Raw genomic sequence first — 19,626 nt, forward strand, 5'->3', positions numbered from 1 at the left:
GGCATATCCTTTAGTTATTTTGTACACTGAAATCGGCGTGGCACCTATCTTGCCTCACACTTAATTCGAACTTCATGCTCTATGCGCATTAGAAACTGTCAGGTGGCATATGCACTTAATTATTCGCTCTTGTAAAAACGCCGTTGTTGTTATGTCATTATTATTAACCTATGCCATATTCGTGCCCGCCGTCTTCGCTCAGGAAAATACAACTGAAGAGCCTCTAATGACGCAGCCGTTGGATGTATGGGCAGATGTCACTCATTTGTGGCACAACGTTGTGATGGCGTTACCTATGCTCACGCTGGGGTTGGTATTCTTTATTATTTGTTATGCCCTCGCGAGGCCCGTATCTACTTTGCTTGTAAGGCCTATCGGATACGTAAGTCAGAGTGAATTGATTAGGCTTGTGACGCGGCGCACTATCAGCCTGCTAATTATTTTACTTGGTCTGTATGTATTCTTAAGATTTGCAGGCTTAAGTGAATTTGCTATCGCGATTGTCAGCGGCACGGGAGTCATGGGCTTAATTCTTGGGTTCGCGTTTCGTGATATCGCGGAGAACTTTATTTCGAGTTTGCTGCTAAGCGTGCAAAAGCCCTTTAAAATTGACGATGTCATTGAGGTACAGGGGCAGTTAGGGATTGTAAAGCAAGTAACAGCAAGGGCGACGACTTTAGTCGACTTCGATGGTAATCACATTCAAATTCCCAATGCGACTATTTATAAAAATATTATACGTAATCTCACTGCCAACCCGAAAATGCGAGGCAAGTTCACTATCGGTATTGGATATGACTCCAGTATTTTGGAGGCTCAACAATTGGCCACAAAGGTGCTTAGCTCGCAACCTACCATTTTACAAGACCCCGAGCCTCAAGTATTGGTGGACGAATTAGGCTCATCTACGGTGAACCTAAAGGTCTATTTTTGGATCGATGCTCAGCAATATAGCCTGCTTAAAGTGTCTTCAATGTTAATGCGCTTAATCATGCGCGAATTTGAAAGAAACAATATCAGTATGCCAGACGATGCGCGTGAGATAATCTTCCCTCAAGGTGTGCCAGTTCATCAAATATCATCACAGGAGAGTAGCTTGACTGATGAACCTCAAGCCTTACGCTCTTTGCCCATTAACAAAGAAGCCATTGAGCAAGATAGCGATGCCATCGAGCATCAAGATGATTTAAGCAGCGACACCCATGACATACGCGAGCAAGCAAAGCAGGCTCGTGATCCAGAGCAAGGGCAAAACATTCTTTGAGCGAGTCGCGAAATCGCTCGCGCTACTTCTCTTTTTTAAGCCAGTAGCTTTGAGCAAGACCAAGGATCAAAAAGCCTGTCATCAAAGCAATAATGTGTTCATTTATCATCGGGTAAACCACAGCATAAAAACCGCCAAAAGCGAGCAACACATAACCGACAACCGTATTGGCGGTCGCAACATATTGGGTGCGGGTATCGCCGTTGGCAATATCCAGCAAGTAGGTTTTGCGCGCCGTTCTAACTCCTGCGTATCCCACCGAGAGCAAAAAGAATAAACCAACGTTGAGCCAAAGCGAACCCATCTGGTAGCAAAAATAGAACACTCCGCCTGCTACCACACATATCACACTGGCAATACGTATAGTCAGCACTGCACTTTTGTCTGACCATGAACCCCAGACATAGGAAGATAAAAACGCGGCTAATGAGCTGGCCGCGATAAAATAAGGTAGCTGAAAGGTATCGTCTTGACTTGTGGTGATGCTAACGAAGTATGGGGCTATTAAAGCGCTATGCAGCAATAAACAACGGCTAATGATTAAGTGCACTAATGCAGCGTCCCCTTTCAGGGTTTGCAAAAAAGAGTCCCCGCCGCGATCACTTTCTGATTTGACCTCAGCGTTTAACGCCAACGATAAGGGTAGCGTTGCGATAAACAATATGCTGGCGAACCCCACGATAAACAGCAACCAAACTTGTTCAAACTGCTCTTTACCTAGAATGAGTGCCCCGGCGCTGAGCAAAGACAACAAGCCAGAAATTCCGCTGGCTATCCCTACTAATTTGCCCCGGCGACCCTTTTTGATTAACACGCCCTCCATATCTTTCATGGTCAACGAACATAGAGCACGCCCCAGACTGAGTATCACCAACAAAATGAGAATAGCGGAGCCAGCGTAAAAAGCATCTAACATCGCCACTGCCGGCACCATGCCTAGTATCGCCAATGCTTGCACCAGCACACCCACACGCCATACGCGTTGGCGTTTAACGTAGCGTTCGATTCGATGCTTAAGCGGCCACTGGGGAATAAGTGAGCCAGATTCTCGAATGGGGACTAACAGAGAAATCATCCAACTCGGTGCACCTATGCTAGTGAGCACCCAAGGTAAGGTAGTTTTAGCGGATATGAGAATATCCGCCAGTTTGGTCATTGTCGATATAACAACCAAGCGCAAAAAGGCGTTAACATTGCTGTTCTGACTCAAAGTTGAACCCTTGATAGGCGAATAACAGTAAGCTCAGTATGTTTAGAACCTTTTTTAAGATCAACTACTCTTGGTCAGTCTGCGGTAAGCCTGCCTTGTTATGCCGCTCGTCTTTAGGCTCTTCGTGCACTTTATGCTTTATCATTAGAAATAAAGTCGTACCGATTATGGCTGCTATGACGGAGCCGGCCAAGATACCCAATTTGGCTTGCGCCAATAATTCAGGATGACCAGCAAAGCCCAGTGATGCAATAAATAATGACATAGTGAAGCCCACCCCGGCTAAGCATGCCAGTGCGAAAACATGTCCAAATGCTAACCCATTAGGCAAGCGAGAGAAGCCACTTTTAACAGCTATCCAAGCAAACACACTAATGCCAATCACTTTCCCTAGTACCATAGCGCTGGCAACCCCAATAAAGACCACCGAGTCGAATATTTTGCTGAGGTCATCAGGTAGTGCCACCCCTGCGTTAATAAACGCAAAAATGGGCAGAATGATCAAGCTGACAGGCCGATTTAGCACATGGCCCCAGCGTTGTATTGGTGTGGTTGTCATGGCGGCAATATCTTGAGCTTGCTCTACTAATTCATGCTGATCTTGCTGCTCTAAAATGGATTTATCCTTGCGGTCATTTTTCTCAAAACGATTTAATACACTACGCATATTAGTAGCGAACCAAGTACTTTGCGCGTAAGGCTTTGTAGGGACAGCTAGCGCAGCCAAAATACCTGCTGCGGTTGCATGTACACCTGATTGCAACACAAACCACCACAGCAGAATGCCCCCAACGAGGTAAAAAATAGGCCGACGAAAACCAAGTACATTTAACGCGAACAGGCCGCCTAACGTCAGGCCCGCATACATGAGGGAGGTTAGGTGTATGTTTTCAGTGTAAAACAAGCCAATGACGGCTACTGCGCCCATGTCGTCTACAATCGCTAAAGCTGACAAGGTTACCGCTGCCGAGCGCGGTGCCTTACTGCCAAGTAATGCCAGAATGCCCAATGCAAAAGCAGTATCAGTGGCCATGGGTATTCCCCAACCACGCAACGCTTCGTCCACTCCGGTTAGCGCAACCCCGGCGTAAATGCCAGCGGGGAGTAACATACCGCCAATTGCCATGGCAATAACAAGACTTGAGTCACGAAAATCTTTTAGATCCCCTACCAAGCATTCGTACTTGATCTCTAAGCCAAGCAAGAAGAAGAACAACACCATTAAGCCGTCATTCACCCATGTATGCAGGGAATGACTAATGGCGAAATCCCCCAGAGAGATACTAAACGCCATATGGCTTATTTCTTCATAGGCTTCATGCCACTGTGAGTTAGCAATCACCATGGCGGCAATAGCGGCTAGCAGTAAAGTGATACTGGCAGTCGCTTGGCTTTTAAAAAACTGCTCGAACGAGCAAATGAAGTGATTAAACTTTCGCTCTAAGGGGGCCAGTTCGCGATCTTTGTCTTGAAGCTGATTCATGGTCGTCACTCTTGTGTAGGCATAAGCCATAGGTGAGTGTCGTGACCATGCGCAGCGCTCAATGAAAGCCATACGTGGGTTATCAAATAAACATACAAAAATGGAGTTAACACTTGCGTGTTAACTCCATTGAATAGTCTTAATCGATTGCTGTTTAGCATGCCTCGGCACTCAAAATTCAATGAATACCGAGTGACAATGCAGGAACCTAGCCAACCTCAGGTGAGGCACTCAAGGGGCTTATTTCCTAAACCGAAAAAGAAGTTTTTAGGCGCGAACTTGACCAGTGCCACTGACTAAGTATTTCTCAGCCGTCAATGACTCAAGCCCCATTGGCCCATAAGCATGTAACTTAGTCGTTGCTATGCCTATTTCAGCACCAAGCCCTAGCTCACTGCCATCCGAGAAGCGAGAAGATGCATTTACCATGACTACTGACGCATCAACACTGCGCTGAAAACGCTTAGCCGTTATCTCATTAGCAGTACAGATAACCTCTGTGTGATGGCTGCCGAAGCGGGTTATGTGTTCAAATGCTGCGTCTAAGTCATCGACGATGCCTACCGCAATTTCGAGATCCAGGTATTCTTCACCGAACTCATCATCTTGAATGACCTTGGCGTTATCAAAATAGCTTGCTGCTTGCGCGCTTGCGTTAATTTTGACCTCTTTACTGTGTAAGGCAGCTGCAGCCAATGGTAAGAACTGCTCAGCAATGTCTTTGTGCACAATCAGACCTTCAAGTGCATTACATACGCCTGTGCGATGTGTCTTACCGTTTACCAACAAATCGATGGCAGTTTGTAAATCTGCGTCTTTGTCTATGTAAAGATGACACACACCTTTGAAATGTTGAATAACCGGTATTTTACTGTTGTCGGTCACGTGGCGGATCAAACCTTCACCACCGCGCGGAATGATCACGTCGATATAATCACTTTGCTGCATCAATACCATCATCAGTTCACGGTCAGGATCTGGTACAACGGTAATAAGTTCAACGGGCAAGCTGTGCTTTTGCAACACGTCTTGTAAAATCGCGGCAATGGCTTTGCTGCTGCCTAGGGCTTCTTTACCACCACGTAAAATAACCCCGTTACCAGATTTAAAACACAAAGCGCCTGCGTCAGCTGTTACATTCGGGCGTGCTTCATAAATCATGCATACCACGCCTAATGGAATACGCATTTTGCTGATTTTCAAGCCGTTAGGGCGCTCGCCAATGATCCGCTCTTGTCCTGCAGGGTCTGGTAGAGAGACGATGGTTTCAATGCCTGCGGCCATACTTTCTACGCGCTCTTCATTTAAGGTGAGGCGGTCGATCATAGCAGCGCCTAAGCCGTCTTTTTCGGCTTGCGCTAAATCCATCTTATTGGCCGCGTATATAACGTCTGCGTTAGTACGCAATGCATCCGCCATGTCCTGTAAAACTTGGTTTTTGGTTTTTTCGTCTAATACTGCCAGTACTTTTGCCGCTTTCGCTGCCTTTTGTGCTAATTCTTTAATCATGCTTATTGTTTCTCCAATACAGCGATATTCTTTTTCGAGATGATAGGACCTGTTCTATTTTGGAATTCATCGGCAAATTCACGATCATCCTGGTCTGCAATGAAACTCAACAAACAACTGCTGTAATTCGAACGCGCTTTCGCTATTCGCGTCCCGTCATCTTTTCTCAATAAAATGGTGTCTCCCACTGAGAAATTACCGTTTACTTCGACAATCTCATCACTGGTGAGTTGTTCACCCTCTAATGCAAAAGTGGTGTCAAAGTCGTTATCGACTACCACTTCACCTTGTTCTGACGCGGTATGCGTCATCCAATGCACATTTTCCTGCATGGGTTTAGCGTAAGGCCTAAAGTGCGTGCCAGGGTTTTTGCCCTCAAGTAAAGTATTGAAGGTGGTTGCCTTAAATCCATTGACAATGAAGGTATCGATACCATGAGAAGTGGCTTTTTCAGCTGCTTCGATTTTGGTTTTCATTCCACCTGTTCCCACAGCACTCGTTGCGCCGCCACCCATGGCAAAAATGCGGCTGTCAATTGTTGTGACTTCAGGTAGTAATACCGCATCATCATGGGTATTGGGGTTTTTGTCATACAATCCGTCGACGTCTGAGCAAATGATAAGTGCATCAGCATCAGCTGAGGCTGCTACCATGGCTGACAAGTTATCGTTGTCGCCCACTTTTAAGTCATCCGTGGTGACGGTGTCGTTTTCGTTAATAATCGGCAGTACACCGTTATTTAAAAGCGTAAACGTTGTCTCACGAATACTCACGTAACGCTCACGGTCACGTAGGTCACCATGGGTTAATAGAATTTGTGCCGTTGGGAAGTCAAACAGTCTGTCCCAAGTGGCCATCATTTCAGTTTGACCGGCTGCGGCCATGGCTTTTTTCAAAGCGATATCTACATTGTCCGTTTCGGGGAACAAATGCGAACCTGCTGCCACTGACCCTGATGATACCAGTACAACCTGAACGCCATTGGCTCTTAGGCGCACAATAAATTGCGCGATACTGAGCAAGTAATGACTGCTACACCCTTTACGGTGTGGCGCTATTAGCGCGCTGCCTACTTTTATTACAACGCGTTTCCATTGTGAAAGATCCATTGAATGTTTCCTTAATTTGAATGTTGTTTGGCTAAAACCTGATTGGTTTCGTCGAACATAGCCGCTGTGGCTTTACTTGGTTTTTCACCAAACTGACTCACCAGCCAGATAACAGCAGCACTTACAATAAAGCCTGGGACAATTTCGTACATCACGCTGGAAAGCGTTTGTCCGTTGGGTAGCAGTGGCACATAAATCCAAACCAACACGGTTACAGCGCCGGATACGATGCCTGCTACAGCAGCTTTGTGGGTTAAATTTGCTTTGTACAAGCAAAACAACACTAACGGTCCGAATGCGGCGCCAAAGCCGGCCCACGCATTGCTGACCAATGATAAAATACTATTGTTACTATCCAGTGATAGTAACAAGGCGACGATTGCTACACCTGCAACGCCATAGCGTCCCATTTTTACGGTTTGCTCATCGCTGACTTCATTGCCCGCTTTGAGGCGGTAGATGTCTTCGGTCAAAGAACTGGCTGATACCAGCAATTGCGAAGAAATGGTGCTCATGATAGCCGCTAAAATCGCAGCTAATAGGAAGCCACTGATCAACGGGTGAAATAGCAATTCTGAGAAAATAATGAAGATAGTTTCAGGGTCATCCACTGCTAAGTTAAATTTATTAGCATACGCAACGCCAACCAAGCCAGTAGACAGTGCGCCTGTAATAGTGACCGTCATCCAACTCATGCCAATATTACGTGCCGTTTTAACCGCAGGCACCGAGCGAATAGCCATGAATCGCACAATAATATGCGGCTGACCAAAATACCCCAATCCCCACGCTAAACTAGACACCAAACCAAGAGCGGTTATATCACTCATCGACTGAGAGAATGTCGGGATTGACTGATACGCAAAGTCGAGCATTTCGTTACTACTGGTAAAATGTTGGTATGCAACAATGGGTACTAAAGCCAAAGCAACGAACATAATACAGCCCTGAACAAAATCGGTTAGCGATACCGCCAAGAAGCCACCCAGCAGAGTGTAAGACACCACAACGCCTAAGGTAATAAATAGCCCAAGTTGGTAATCTAAACCGAAAGCAGATTCAAATAACTTGCCCCCAGCAACCAAGCCCGCAGAGGTATAGAGAGTGAAAAACATCACAATGATCACCGCAGAAATGATTCGGATACTGCTTGTCTTATTGTTGAAGCGCTTGGCGAAAAACTCAGGAATAGTCAGAGCGTCATTGGCAACCTCGGTGTAAACCCGTAATTTCGGGGCAACCAAAATATAGTTAGCCAGCGCGCCGACTAACAAGCCAATAGCAATAAACATGCTATCAAACCCGCTAACGAACATGGCTCCAGGAAGCCCCATAAGCATCCAGCCACTCATGTCTGATGCCCCTGCAGAAAGTGCAGTGACTTGAGGGCTGACTTGGCGGCCACCTAAGATATAGCCAGACATATCACTAGTCGAACGGCGATAAGCGAACACACCTATCCCCAGCATAGCGATAAAATATACTGCTAAAGAAATGTAACTCATATTGTATTAATTAATGGCTTGTGGAAGTTTGGCTTTTTGTGCGAGCGCGAGATTGGTTGTGGGTAGCAAGAACGAGAAGAGAAGCGCAGGTTAATAACCAAAAGCTCGTTTTATGAAAAATAGCGTTTATAAATAAAGTGGCAGGTTTAGTAAGCGTACTACCGATCGCTTTAAGCGTATTCATTTTGTCTCCGTGATAAATGATGAGTTGTGCACTGATAATTACAGGTCAATTAATTAGTACACGAAGCATTATGCTCAATTACTGTCCAAAGATCAAATATAAATACGGATCTAGCTGAGTCAAAAGATAACCCAAGCCCTGAAAAACGTCATAAATTGAGTAAGTTAGATCGCTGCTAGCATAGATACCTTCAACCCTAGAGCAAGATCGGTCCTTTACACTTTTTCACTTGAGAAAAAGTGCTTTAGGTTGCATTCAAGGGAAAATTTGCTAGGGTTCGCCGTTAATGACTAAGCAGGTACCCATAATGAAAAAATACGATGAGTTATTAGTGTCGCTAAGACGCGTAATAAGGGCAATTGACCTTTACTCCAAGAAGCTCAGTAAAGAGTCTGGGTTAACCAGCCCTCAGCTTATCGTCATGCAAGAGATTGCCAATAACGATGACGTTATGGTCAAAGATATTGCTAATCACATTAACCTTAGTTCAGCGACTGTCACTAGCATACTCGACAGACTAGAAGCCCGAGGTTATGTGGTGCGAGAACGTTCACAAATTGATAAGCGCAAAGTAGGTGTACGTTTAACCGAGTCGGGTTCAGCTGCATTTAAAAATGCTCCCACTTTATTGCAAGAGCATTTCATTAATCGCTTCGAGTCGTTAGATGAGTGGGAGCAAACCCAACTAGTATCAACGATGCAACGCATCGCTAAAATGATGGATGCTGAAGCGCTCGACGCCGCACCATTGTTGCAAGTTGGGCAGATTCACACATTGACTACCACAGTCGAAGCAACGACTACGCAAACTAGCGCCGGTACAAATAAATAACGTTGGCGCTGGTTAGTTCAACTTAGTTAAGTTCGTTGTCTTTCCAGTACTTAGTACCCTTTACCGTCGCCTGTAAAGACAATCCACTTTCCGTTAACTGATAAATAGTGATGTTATCTACGGTCACTTCTCCGCCTTTAGCTACACCTTTATCACCGGCCTTGGCGGCAGCATCAGCTTGGGCACCAAACGCCCAACCTTCCTCAACAAACCGTGACATGACTGCTTCGTTATGGAAAACAAAAACGGCGCGAAAGTCTTTGACGCCAGCGCCTAGACCTAGCCCCACCTCTGCCATTTTCATATAGGTTTTCTGGCCGGTTTGATTGTCCGTTACCACGCCATAACCGCCGCCAAAACTAGCTAGAATAAGATTCACGTTCGCGTTGTCGAATACCGCATAGCCAGGAGCGCTATTTATTTGAGAACGCACACTAGGCTTTAATGCAAACAACTCTGTTAACACCTTATCGTTCATGGTTTGAACAGCCTGACGCTTTTGAGTGACAGTTGCTTGTGTTGTAGTAGAGCAACCACCGACAAATAGAAGTGAAACCGCGGCCACAAGGCCAAAAAGTATTGATTTGTACTGCATAAGTTATCCTTAGGGAGCGAATGTAAATTTCTTTTGCCTCTCTGCAAGTACTAAACCATATGGCTTAACTGCATGATATATAAACGTTAATTAAATATAAGAAGCAGAGACAATAGTGAACGTTAGGTCTCTGTAACCCGAATCCTGTTAAATCGGTAACTTTGTCATATTCAGTCGGTATAATTTTCTCACAGAATTGACAGATATACAGAGAAGTTCAAATAAGTTAATACAATTCATAAACTTAGAGATGGAATGGATTTTGTATCCCATTACCCACCCTATTGTGTAAAAGCCCATAAATAATCAATAACACAGCGGATTTTTTACTCAATCTTGTTTACTTCTAGAGGAATTACAGTTTGCGCTCACATTATTTTTGTAACATGCCCATTGTAGGCGCGGTGCTAAGCGCTGCATTATTCCTCAGTGCTTGTAGCTCTCATTCACCAGAGCAAAGCGAGAACCAAGTTCAAGAAACAAACGAGACCCAAAGTGAGCTGGTTATTAATAGCTCTCATGGTTCACAAACCATCGAACCTACTGTGGTAAGTTATCCCGCTGAAAAGAGTGTTCAGGGGGTTAGTTTTAGCGAGAACGCAGCGTTTGAAGATCCGTTAGAGTTTATCAACCGTCCCATCTTTGCCTTTAATGATAAATTGTTTGAGTACGTTCTAATTCCAGCGGCAAAAGGTTACACAAAGGTCGTTCCCGATCCTGTACGAAATAGTGTGGGCAATTTTTTTAGTAATATACGTGAACCGCTCAACGCGCTGAATCAGCTCTTTCAAGGGGATGTAGGCGACAGTGGTAAGAGCGTTGGTCGCTTTTTGATTAACTCTACCGTAGGCATATTAGGGCTCTTTGACCCAGCGACATCTTGGTTCGAAATTAATGAGAAAGTGTCGACCATCAATGACACATTGGTCAACTATGACGTGGGATACGGCAGTTACTTAGTACTCCCTGTATTAGGCCAATCCGACTTGCGAAACGGCTTTTCTACTATCACTGAATCTGTATTCCATCCCATTCAATATGCTACCGAAAACCCCGAGACTCTATACATCCAAGCATATGGAGGGTTTCACGCATTCGCCCCAGAAGCTCCCACCTACGAGCAGCTACGCAGTGAAACAGACGATCCCTATGTATTCTTCCGTAATTTGTATATGCAAAGCATGCTTCGCGATCAACAGTACCCAGAATTACAAAATGGCGCTGCAGTAGAACCGACTGGCGTAGCGGATGATGCGCCAGCATCACCGCAGGAGTAAGCAAGTAATGAGTGCCTTTTTAGCCAATTTTATTATTCGCCACGCCAAGCTTATTCTTGTTGTTTCTGTATTGGCCGGCACTTTAGCCGCTTGGTCTGCGCAGCAATTTAAAATTGATGCATCTGCCGATACTCTGCTGATAAAAAACAATAAGATGTTCGTTGAGACTCAGGTGGTAAACGAAAGATTCTCTCCTCAAGAATTTATTTTGGTCGCATACAAACCAAAGAATCACGCCTTGTTTAGCCAACAAACGTTTAATGATATCCAACAAATATCCAGTGAGTTTAAAGACTTACCCAGAGTCGGCGGCGTAACTAATATTCTGAATGTTCCTCTTCTTTCACTGTCGAATGAACTGGACCCAAACTTAAAGCCAGAACAGCTTACATGGCAAGCCAATCGGTATTCGCCAGATAGAATGCGACAGGTCTTTACTGATCACCCGTTATTTACTGACCTTTTGGTGAATCAAGACCAAACTGCCACCGCCATGCAGATCGTGTTTAAGCCCAACGAAGAGCTACTGGATATACAGAGTCAAATTATTGCGATCCAAAAGGGCATTCTACAGGGCGAGAACACCGAGCTAAGCGAAGAAGACGAGCAGAAAATTGAAGCCTTGAAAGCGAAGGCGCAACCCATTGAAGAACAACTCAAACTCACTCGTCAGCAAGAGATAAAGCAGATCTATCAGATCATAGAACCGTTTAAAGACGACGCCGATCTATTCTTAGGTGGAGCCTATGTACTCGGCCAGCAAATGATTGACATCATACAAAGCGATTTACTGTTATTTGGCAGTGCTATCGGCTTGGCGATATGTCTCATACTGTTTGTATTGTTTAGAAAAATACGTTGGGTTGTTTTGCCACTTCTCTGCTGCGGTTTAAGTGTATTGCTGACCGTCGGGTTATTCGGTGTGTTAGATTTTAGAGCCACAGTCATTTCATCAAACTTTATTGCACTGCAGCTCATACTCACGCTGGCCGTAGCCGTGCATCTCATCGTCGAGTTTAGACAATTAGAAGCAGCAGATACTGAATCGAATCAGCAAGACCTGCTACGTCAAACGTTTATCAATAAATTCAAACCCTGCCTATATGCAGGTATTACCACCAGCGTGGGTTTTGCTTCTTTACTCTTTAGTGGCATTCAGCCCGTAGTGAGTTTTGGCTGGATGATGATAGTAGCAATGGGAGTGTCTATCAGCGCAAGTTTAATCCTGTTTCCTGCGGTACTGGCATCATTTACGCGCAAGGGTGACAGCCACGAAGGCCGCCTGAGTCAGTGGTTGGTATCAGGACTTAGCGCCTTTAGTTTGAAGCGCCCCACTTTCATTGTATTAACCACCCTCGTTATAGGCGGCGGAGCAATTTTTGGGGTGCTAAAATTAGATGTCGAGAACAGCTTCCTAAATTATTTTAAAGAATCCACGCAAGTACGCACGGAGTTGGAGTTTATTGACAAAGAATTCGGTGGGTCAACGCCTTTGGACTTGATTTACACCATCCCTGAAGACGAGCGTCGCGATGATTTGGTCATGAGTGCTAAGACAGTGCAGACCCTACAAAAAATTCAGCATGTGATGCGCCAGTATGAAGCCACTGGCAATATTACCTCAGTGGTTAACTTCACCGAGTTAGCAAAAAAGGTTAATCAGGGCAAGCCACTGACCGAGTACGAGTTAACCGTCATTTACACATTACTGGATGATTCTCTCACCGAGCAGCTGCTTGGCGCCTACTTTAACCCTGAAAATCAACAATTGCGTATTAGCACACGTATTCAAGACAGCACAGAGAACTTTAACCGTGCAGAGTTTTTGCAGACCCTTCGTGACGACTTAGACATGTTAGAAATAGCGCCTGACAGCTACAGCCTGACGAATTTATTTGTACTGTATCAAGATATTTTACAACGGTTGTTTACCTCCCAGATTATGACACTAGGCTTGGTCTTTGGTGCATTAACACTAGTGCTACTAGTAATATTTCGCTCATTTAAAGTCGCCATTATCGCGGTTATTCCAAACATACTGACGACTTTGGTCATCTTGGGAGTGATGGGATGGCTAGCCATCCCCCTGGACTTAATGACCATCACCATCTCAGCCATTGCTATGGGGATCGCGGTAGATGACACAATCCATTTTGTGCACCGCTACCTAGAAGAGTTGAATAAAGAGTCTAATGACAGCCAGCAGGCCGTTCAAAATACATTCAAGTCTGTCGGTTTTGCATTGATTTATACGACGACGATTATCGCTGTAGGTTTTTCGTTACTCAGTTTCTCCGACTTTGTGCCAAGCATTCTCTTTGGATTATTAACCTGCTTAGCCATGCTATTGGCGTTTATAACCGACACCACATTACTGCCCGTACTACTTAAAAAATTCGTCAAGCCCAAACCTGCTTTGGCAGGCTCTTAATGCTGTTACGGATTTGCTGCAGTGAGTAAAGGCTACTTTGGTGTCGCATTTCTTCACTATTTGGTGCACAAAAAACAAACAGAAAATTGAAAAACCTTTAAAATTCAGCAACTAATATATTTGGCGCAAGGTTTGCTTGTATTTCATTTATATATCGCTCTAGTTTGCGGCAGCGAACGTGCCAAACACTGGCACGATACAAATTGTAGAATTAGCCTGAATGCTAGCTTTGCTATACAGCGCTAATTCACTACCCCTTTCGTTGGGGCCGTGCGTTAAACACACTCGATACTGCTACTATCTGTGGCCCCAACGGATTCACTCACCGAGCTAACCTCGTTTATCGGTTATCGGTTATCGGTTATCACCCAGCGAAAAGCGCAACGGTGACACACCTGTTAAACCAATTCACCCCCTTCAATGCGCCTCCTAATCACAGAGCCTTTAGAATAGAGCCCATGAAGCGCCTTGAGCATAAGGCCATTAATGAAGATCGTAATTTGTGGTGATGGGCCTGCCATCTGGATCGCGGCGTATTCGCTCACTATGTGATTTTTTATTGGGGAGTATTAAGAAGTAAGTATTGAAGAGTATAAAGGAGTCGTGTGGAAGCTAAATTGAAAGGTATAAGGGCTCTCGACTAAACTGGAGCTAGTCTTCCACCAAATCGCTTAGCACTTTTTTATTGATGGGTTTTAGAATAAATTTCGTAATATCGGCATCTGCCATACTCTGTGCATCGGGCTCTTCGCCACTCAATAACACCAATTCTAATTGAGGAGATGTTTTATGGATCTCTTTGGCCAAATTTAACCCACTGGCATCTGGCAAATTTAAATCCATCAACACTTTGCTCCAATCATTACGCTGATTGAATACGTCCATACATTCTTGGCCTGAATGGGCAACATGTACATCTATACCTAAACTTTCTAACAATAGAGCCGTAATATCAGCGGCATCCACATCGTCCTCAACCAGCAAGAAATGTTGCCTTTCGGAACTTTCATCCTGCTGTGAGGCATCGTTGTCATACGCATCGGTAGTTTCGACTTGAATGGGCTCACTAACCGCTGTCAGGTGTGCATCTAGCACCTTCAGTAACGCATCATGGTTGATTGGTTTTTCAAGAACGTTAGTAAAACCCTGTGAAATTAATTGGTCACGCACACCTTTCATAGTGGCTGCGGTCATGGCCACCACTGGGGAATGGATGCCACTGGAGCGAATTTGCTTGATGGCTTCTGAGCCATTCATCACAGGCATATGGATATCAATCAAGACCAAGTCGTATGGGTCGCCGTCATTGTTTGCATCAGTGACCTTGTCTAACGCTTCTAATCCGTTTCGCCCATATTCCACTTTCAGGCCAGAATTTTGCACCATATGCCCTACCAACATGCGAATGTCATTTACATCATCTACGACTAGCACACGCCCCTCGTAATTGAGCGTTTTCACTTCTTTCGTCGTTGATGGTTTTGCATCGAAACTCAGTAACTCGTGTGGAGAGCGCTTAGTGTCACCTGTTTGAATAAAAGCCGTGAAGCAGCTTCCTTCGCCAAAGGTAGAATGCAAGCTAACTTCTCCGCCCATCTTAGCGACTAACTCATTACATATTGCAAGGCCTAGCCCGCTTCCGCCTTGCCGTCTTGAGACTACATCAGCAACCTGCTCAAATGGTTTAAACACACTATTGAGTTGATTTGCAGGGATACCGATGCCGGTATCAGTCACAGAAAAGTGTAAAAATTCACAACCGGGTTTGTCTTCACACCACAGACGTAAGGTGACGCTGCCTTGCTCTGTAAACTTGATGGCATTACTTATCAGGTTAATCAACACTTGGCGAAAACGGGTCGCGTCGGTGGTAATTTTCAGTGGTAGAGGGGTATCTGAAATGACGGAAAGGGTCAGACCTTTATCTGTCGCAGGTATATTCATCAGGGCGTAAACATCAGCAATTAAAGCATCTAAATTAACTTCACTGAGATTAAGCTCAAGCTTATCGGCGGCTATTTTAGACAAGTCGAGCATGTTATTAAGCAGGCTTAATAAATGTTTACTGTTGTTCAATACAATCGACAACTCGGACTGAGCAGATTGACCGATTTTAGAGTCCATCAACAATTCGGTGTAACCTAGAATCGACGTTAGCGGCGTACGTAGCTCATGGCTTAAGTGCGCTAAAAATCTGTCTTTAGAGCGGTTTTCGGCTTCTGCTTTTAATCTGTCGACACGTTCTTTTTCAATCTCTCGCCGCGCCAAAGCGTAGCGGATAGCCCGTGCAAAGCGACTACTGCTCAATTCGCTTTTGATAATATAGTCAACCGCGCCTGCATCCAGCGCAGCCATATCTACTTCTTCATCAGCTTGGCCTGTGAGCATAATAATAGGTGACGTAAACCCAGCTTCAATTGCTAGTTTTAACACTGTTAGACCGTTTTCGGCCCCAAGCTGGTAGTCCAACAAACAGATATCGTGCTGGTTTTCAGCCATTTTTGCTAACGCATCATGCTGATTTGTGACCCAATCAATTTCAAACTCAAGCGTGCTGAGTTGCTCGATATAATCTCGCGCTAATATGTAATCATCTTCATCGTCTTCGACGAGTAGTAAGCGAGAGATTGAGTTTGACATGCGTGTTGGCTGACCTTAATTGTTGCTGGTAGGTAATTCTACGAACTCAACCCAGTACTTACCTAGCGCACTCATCAGAGCGACCAAGCCTTCAAAAGTGACTGGCTTGGTGATGTAGGAAGCAGCTCCTAAGTCGTAGCCTTTCACCATGTCTTCTTCTTGGGCTGACGTGGTTAAAATAACGATAGGAATACTGCGCAAATTTGGATCGAGTTTAATTTGCTCGAGCGCTTCGCGACCATCCATTCGAGGCATGTTCAAATCAAGTAAAATTAACCCTGGTCTTGGGGCGGCGTCAGCTTCGCTGTATTTACCTTCTTTGCGCAAATACTCTAGCAGCTGTACACCGTCTTCCACGCAGTGCAATTCATTTAGTACGCGACTTTCGCGCAAGGCGTCTTGTGCGAGCAGACGATCGTCTTCATCGTCATCTGCCATTAATATTACGATTGGTTTAGCTTTTGTAAAAGGCACTCTACTCTCCCATATATTTGTTAACAACGGCGTCAATCGGCAAGGTGATGGTAAACTCAGCCCCTTCATCTGGACTACTTAGCGCTGTGATGGTACCACCATGACGCTCAACAATGCGGCGACACACCGCCAAACCAATTCCCGTTCCTTTGTACGCTGTGCGACCATGAAGTCGCTGAAAAGGTGAAAATATTTTATCCGCATAGGTTTGCTCAAAACCGATGCCATTATCTTTGATCGTCACAATGCAACTTGGCACATCAACATGTTGAAGTTCATCACGCAAGTCTTTTTGCTCAACTGATACAGAGATCACAGGTGCAACGTCCGTTTTGTGAAACTTTAATCCGTTTGATAATACGTTAAGAAACAACTGATACATCTGACTAGGGTCTGCGCACACTTTTGGTAACGGAGCGACGTCGATTTGCGCACCTGTCTCAGCAATGGCAATTTCTAAGTCGTTTAAGACTTCATCTAGGACACTGTTTAATTCAACCTCAACAAACTCTTTTCCACGTGTGGTAATTCTGGAAAACTCTAGCAGGTCGTTAATTAAAGTCGACATTCGAAAAGCAGCTGTGGTCATTCGCTTAATGTAATCGACACCGCGCTCGTCCAATTGGTCTTTATAAATAGTGGTCAGGCGATCACTGAAGGCTTGAATTTTTCGCAAAGGCTCTTGTAAGTCATGGGAAGCGACAAACGCAAAATCTTCTAACTCTCGGTTACTTCGGCTGAGTTCCTCTGAGTAGACGGTTAACTCTTGAGTGCGCAGATCGACCTTCTCCTGCAATGACTCATTCTGCTCTTCAAGATCGTCTTGATAGCGATTGCTAATTCGTAAATTAATGCGAGCCATTAAAAACATGCCGATAACCAACAAACCGCTAGTGATAGCCGATACCCCAAAGTTGACTTTGGCGTCGCGCTGTATTCTTTTTAACTGAGTGTACAGTGCTTGCCTATGCTGATATTCACTGTCGATTAACTGCTGCATAGATTTACGGATTTCACGGTAAAGATCACGCCCTCGGTTGGTCATAATCTGCCTAAGCGCCGACTTCTCGCGATCTTCTAAGGCTAAATCCACTGTGGAGGTGAGCTCTGTGATTTTTTCATTTACGAGTATCAGCAGTTCTTCAATACGCTCTTTTTGCCCCGCTACACCTGACTTGATGTTTTTGACTAACGCAATCTTCTCGTCAAGGGTCTGCAATTCAGCATGATAAGGGTTGAGGTATTCTTCGTACTCGGTCAATAGATACCCACGCTGGCCTGATTCGGCGACCACTACGGACAAATGCAGGCTTTCAAGGCGTACAATAATATTGCTGGTTTTATCTAAATCGGTTTGCACGGTAGAAAGCTGATTAACCGTGTTTAATGCAATGGATAGATTTGTCCCTATGATGCCCACCACTATGATGGAAATAATGATCCAAGTCGCAGTGGTATTACCAAATAGGCGTTTAACGTGCATGATCGTCCTTTAAAAATGAGCTGTTTGTGCTTTATTCGAAACAGGTGAAAAATTAAGACTCGGCACCTGAGCGTGAATGCTCAGCCAGCTTTTGTAACGCCGCGCTGCTGTCTTGACAGGCGACGAGGATCTTATCCAAGGCAGCAATTGCCTTTTCCTTGGGCATGTCATTTTCCAACACAAGTTTAACCATTTCAGCTTGCATAGAGATGCGATTCAATGGATTACGCACATCGTGTATCAAAGAGTTTGTTGTGACGGGCTGCGCGCCTTGTGTTGGTTGCATGATTTATCCCTGAGCTTGGTTTTCCCAAGCATTTAAACGGTTATATAAAGTCTTGGTGCTGATGCCAAGCATTTCAGCGGCTAGGGTTTTGTTGCCTTCTACCTTTTCCAATGTCACCCGGATCAGTTCTTTTTCAACATCATCAATCGTTTGCCCAGCGGTAACCTGATTGGTCGACGTTTGGTTTTTAGCAAACGGGGACTCAAAGTTTTTAGGCAAAGTGACTTCTGTACCTGTAGGGTCACTCATGATGAAGGCTCTATGGATAGCATGGCGCAATTCACGAATGTTACCTGGCCAGCCATACGCTTTTAATTGATCCAATTGCGCATTCTGCCAGGCAAAATTTGTGTCATTTTCTGCATTTAATTGCTCGATAAAAGCAGTGGCCAAGAGTGGAATATCCGCCAGACGTTCACGCAGTGGCGGGATCGTGATGGGGAATACAGCTAAGCGGAAGTATATGTCTTCGCGCAACACCTTGCTTTGGGCTATTTCTTCAACTGTGCGGTTGGTGGCTGAAATCACCCGGCAATCAACTGGCGTGTCTTTTACCGCGCCGACTCGGGTAACGCGTTTACTTTCTAACACGCGCAGCAAGTTAGGTTGCATTTCTAATGGCATTTCCGTTATCTCATCAAGAAACAAAGTGCCTTGTTGGGCTTGCTCAAATACACCAATTTTACGCCCTACGGCGCCAGTAAATGAACCTTTCTCATGACCAAATAGCTCGCTACCAATGAGCTCTCGGGATAATGCGCCACAGTTGGTTGCCACAAGGGGCCCTTCAACATCACTTGCAGTATGGATAGCGTGGGCGACGACTTCTTTACCGACACCACTTTCGCCCATTAGCATGACATTGGCATTGGTTTTACCCACCCGCTCAATCATTTCATAGAGTTCTTGCATAGGAGCAGACTCGCCCACCAAACAACCAAAGTGCCTAGTGATAGAAGATGATTTGGCTTTTTTCACAGCTTTGGTTTTGCCTGATAACACCAGTTCCAAATCTTCACGCTGTAATGGTTTAACAAGATAGTTAACGTTAGGCCCGCACATGCCGGAAATGATGCTTTTTACCGATGGGTGTCCAGTGATCAAGGTCACAAATGGGACTTTGTCCTGAGTATTTAATTTGTCTATTAGATGCAACGCACTACCGTCTGGTAACATGAAGTCGAGCAATATATGGTCGAAGCGCTGAAACTCGATACAGTTGTAAGCTTCTTCTAAATTATTAGCTATTTCGACGTCATGGCCTAAAAACTCGATAATATTACTCGCTACGTCGGTAAATTCCTTATCATCATCGACCAATAATATTTGAGACACGTTGATTCC

Annotated in this window: 15 protein-coding genes; 4 read left to right on the plus strand and 11 right to left on the minus strand. The window is 44.9% G+C overall.

The window, feature by feature from the left end; translation table 11 throughout:
* The first annotated feature begins 109 nt into the window (after window positions 1-109).
* Window positions 110-1,264 (plus strand): mechanosensitive ion channel family protein, encoded by a 1,155-nt coding sequence (locus AC0L6N_RS19170; RefSeq protein ID WP_473476921.1) that lies wholly within the window; start codon window positions 110-112, stop codon window positions 1,262-1,264.
* A 22-nt stretch (window positions 1,265-1,286) separates the two neighbouring features.
* Here the strand turns inward: AC0L6N_RS19170 and AC0L6N_RS19175 are convergent, their stop codons facing one another.
* From AC0L6N_RS19175 to putP, 5 genes are all read right to left on the minus strand, one after another.
* Window positions 1,287-2,420, minus strand: a complete 1,134-nt coding sequence (locus AC0L6N_RS19175; protein ID WP_473481383.1) for an MFS transporter — start codon at window positions 2,418-2,420, stop codon at window positions 1,287-1,289.
* A 118-nt stretch (window positions 2,421-2,538) separates the two neighbouring features.
* Window positions 2,539-3,957: a Na+/H+ antiporter NhaA gene (gene nhaA, locus AC0L6N_RS19180; protein ID WP_473476924.1), complete on the minus strand. Its 1,419-nt coding sequence runs from the start codon at window positions 3,955-3,957 to the stop codon at window positions 2,539-2,541.
* 267 nt (window positions 3,958-4,224) lie between these two features.
* A complete protein-coding gene (locus AC0L6N_RS19185) occupies window positions 4,225-5,466 on the minus strand; it encodes a glutamate-5-semialdehyde dehydrogenase (RefSeq protein WP_473476927.1) in 1,242 nt (413 codons plus the stop codon).
* Between the two features lie 2 nt (window positions 5,467-5,468).
* The gene (gene proB, locus AC0L6N_RS19190; protein WP_006991535.1) at window positions 5,469-6,575 is read right to left on the minus strand and encodes a glutamate 5-kinase; all 1,107 of its coding nucleotides are present in this window, start codon (window positions 6,573-6,575) and stop codon (window positions 5,469-5,471) included.
* A gap of 11 nt (window positions 6,576-6,586) precedes the next feature.
* Window positions 6,587-8,080, minus strand: a complete 1,494-nt coding sequence (gene putP / locus AC0L6N_RS19195) for a sodium/proline symporter PutP (RefSeq protein ID WP_473476930.1) — start codon at window positions 8,078-8,080, stop codon at window positions 6,587-6,589.
* Between the two features lie 491 nt (window positions 8,081-8,571).
* On the opposite strand from putP, the gene AC0L6N_RS19200 reads away from it, so the two are divergent.
* Complete coding sequence (locus tag AC0L6N_RS19200; RefSeq protein WP_473476932.1) at window positions 8,572-9,096, plus strand: MarR family winged helix-turn-helix transcriptional regulator; 525 nt, start codon at window positions 8,572-8,574, stop codon at window positions 9,094-9,096.
* 22 nt (window positions 9,097-9,118) lie between these two features.
* Here AC0L6N_RS19200 and AC0L6N_RS19205 read toward each other — a convergent pair whose 3' ends face one another.
* Window positions 9,119-9,691 (minus strand): lipid-binding SYLF domain-containing protein, encoded by a 573-nt coding sequence (locus AC0L6N_RS19205; RefSeq protein WP_473476935.1) that lies wholly within the window; start codon window positions 9,689-9,691, stop codon window positions 9,119-9,121.
* A 386-nt stretch (window positions 9,692-10,077) separates the two neighbouring features.
* On the opposite strand from AC0L6N_RS19205, the gene AC0L6N_RS19210 reads away from it, so the two are divergent.
* Together AC0L6N_RS19210 and AC0L6N_RS19215 are read left to right on the plus strand one after the other, a co-directional pair.
* Window positions 10,078-10,968 carry an MlaA family lipoprotein gene (locus tag AC0L6N_RS19210; RefSeq protein ID WP_473481385.1) on the plus strand — a complete coding sequence of 297 codons (891 nt, stop codon included), beginning with the start codon at window positions 10,078-10,080 and terminating at the stop codon, window positions 10,966-10,968.
* A 7-nt stretch (window positions 10,969-10,975) separates the two neighbouring features.
* Complete coding sequence (locus tag AC0L6N_RS19215; RefSeq protein ID WP_473476937.1) at window positions 10,976-13,399, plus strand: efflux RND transporter permease subunit; 2,424 nt, start codon at window positions 10,976-10,978, stop codon at window positions 13,397-13,399.
* 651 nt (window positions 13,400-14,050) lie between these two features.
* Here the strand turns inward: AC0L6N_RS19215 and AC0L6N_RS19220 are convergent.
* Genes AC0L6N_RS19220 through AC0L6N_RS19240 form a run of 5 tightly spaced genes read right to left on the minus strand, consistent with a single transcriptional unit; the run spans window position 14,051 to window position 19,617 of the window.
* Window positions 14,051-16,039, minus strand: a complete 1,989-nt coding sequence (locus tag AC0L6N_RS19220; RefSeq protein WP_473476940.1) for a response regulator — start codon at window positions 16,037-16,039, stop codon at window positions 14,051-14,053.
* Window positions 16,040-16,054: 15 nt separating this feature from the next.
* The gene (locus tag AC0L6N_RS19225; RefSeq protein ID WP_011576844.1) at window positions 16,055-16,513 is read right to left on the minus strand and encodes a response regulator; all 459 of its coding nucleotides are present in this window, start codon (window positions 16,511-16,513) and stop codon (window positions 16,055-16,057) included.
* Window position 16,514: 1 nt separating this feature from the next.
* A complete protein-coding gene (locus AC0L6N_RS19230; RefSeq protein ID WP_473476942.1) occupies window positions 16,515-17,996 on the minus strand; it encodes a sensor histidine kinase in 1,482 nt (493 codons plus the stop codon).
* Between the two features lie 52 nt (window positions 17,997-18,048).
* Entirely contained in the window at window positions 18,049-18,282 is a 234-nt protein-coding gene (locus tag AC0L6N_RS19235; protein WP_473476945.1) for a histidine kinase, read from the minus strand.
* Window positions 18,283-18,285: 3 nt separating this feature from the next.
* Window positions 18,286-19,617 (minus strand): sigma-54-dependent transcriptional regulator, encoded by a 1,332-nt coding sequence (locus AC0L6N_RS19240; protein ID WP_473476947.1) that lies wholly within the window; start codon window positions 19,615-19,617, stop codon window positions 18,286-18,288.
* Window positions 19,618-19,626: the final 9 nt, after the last annotated feature.

The sequence above is a fragment of the Paraglaciecola sp. G1-13 genome (assembly GCF_055809255.1).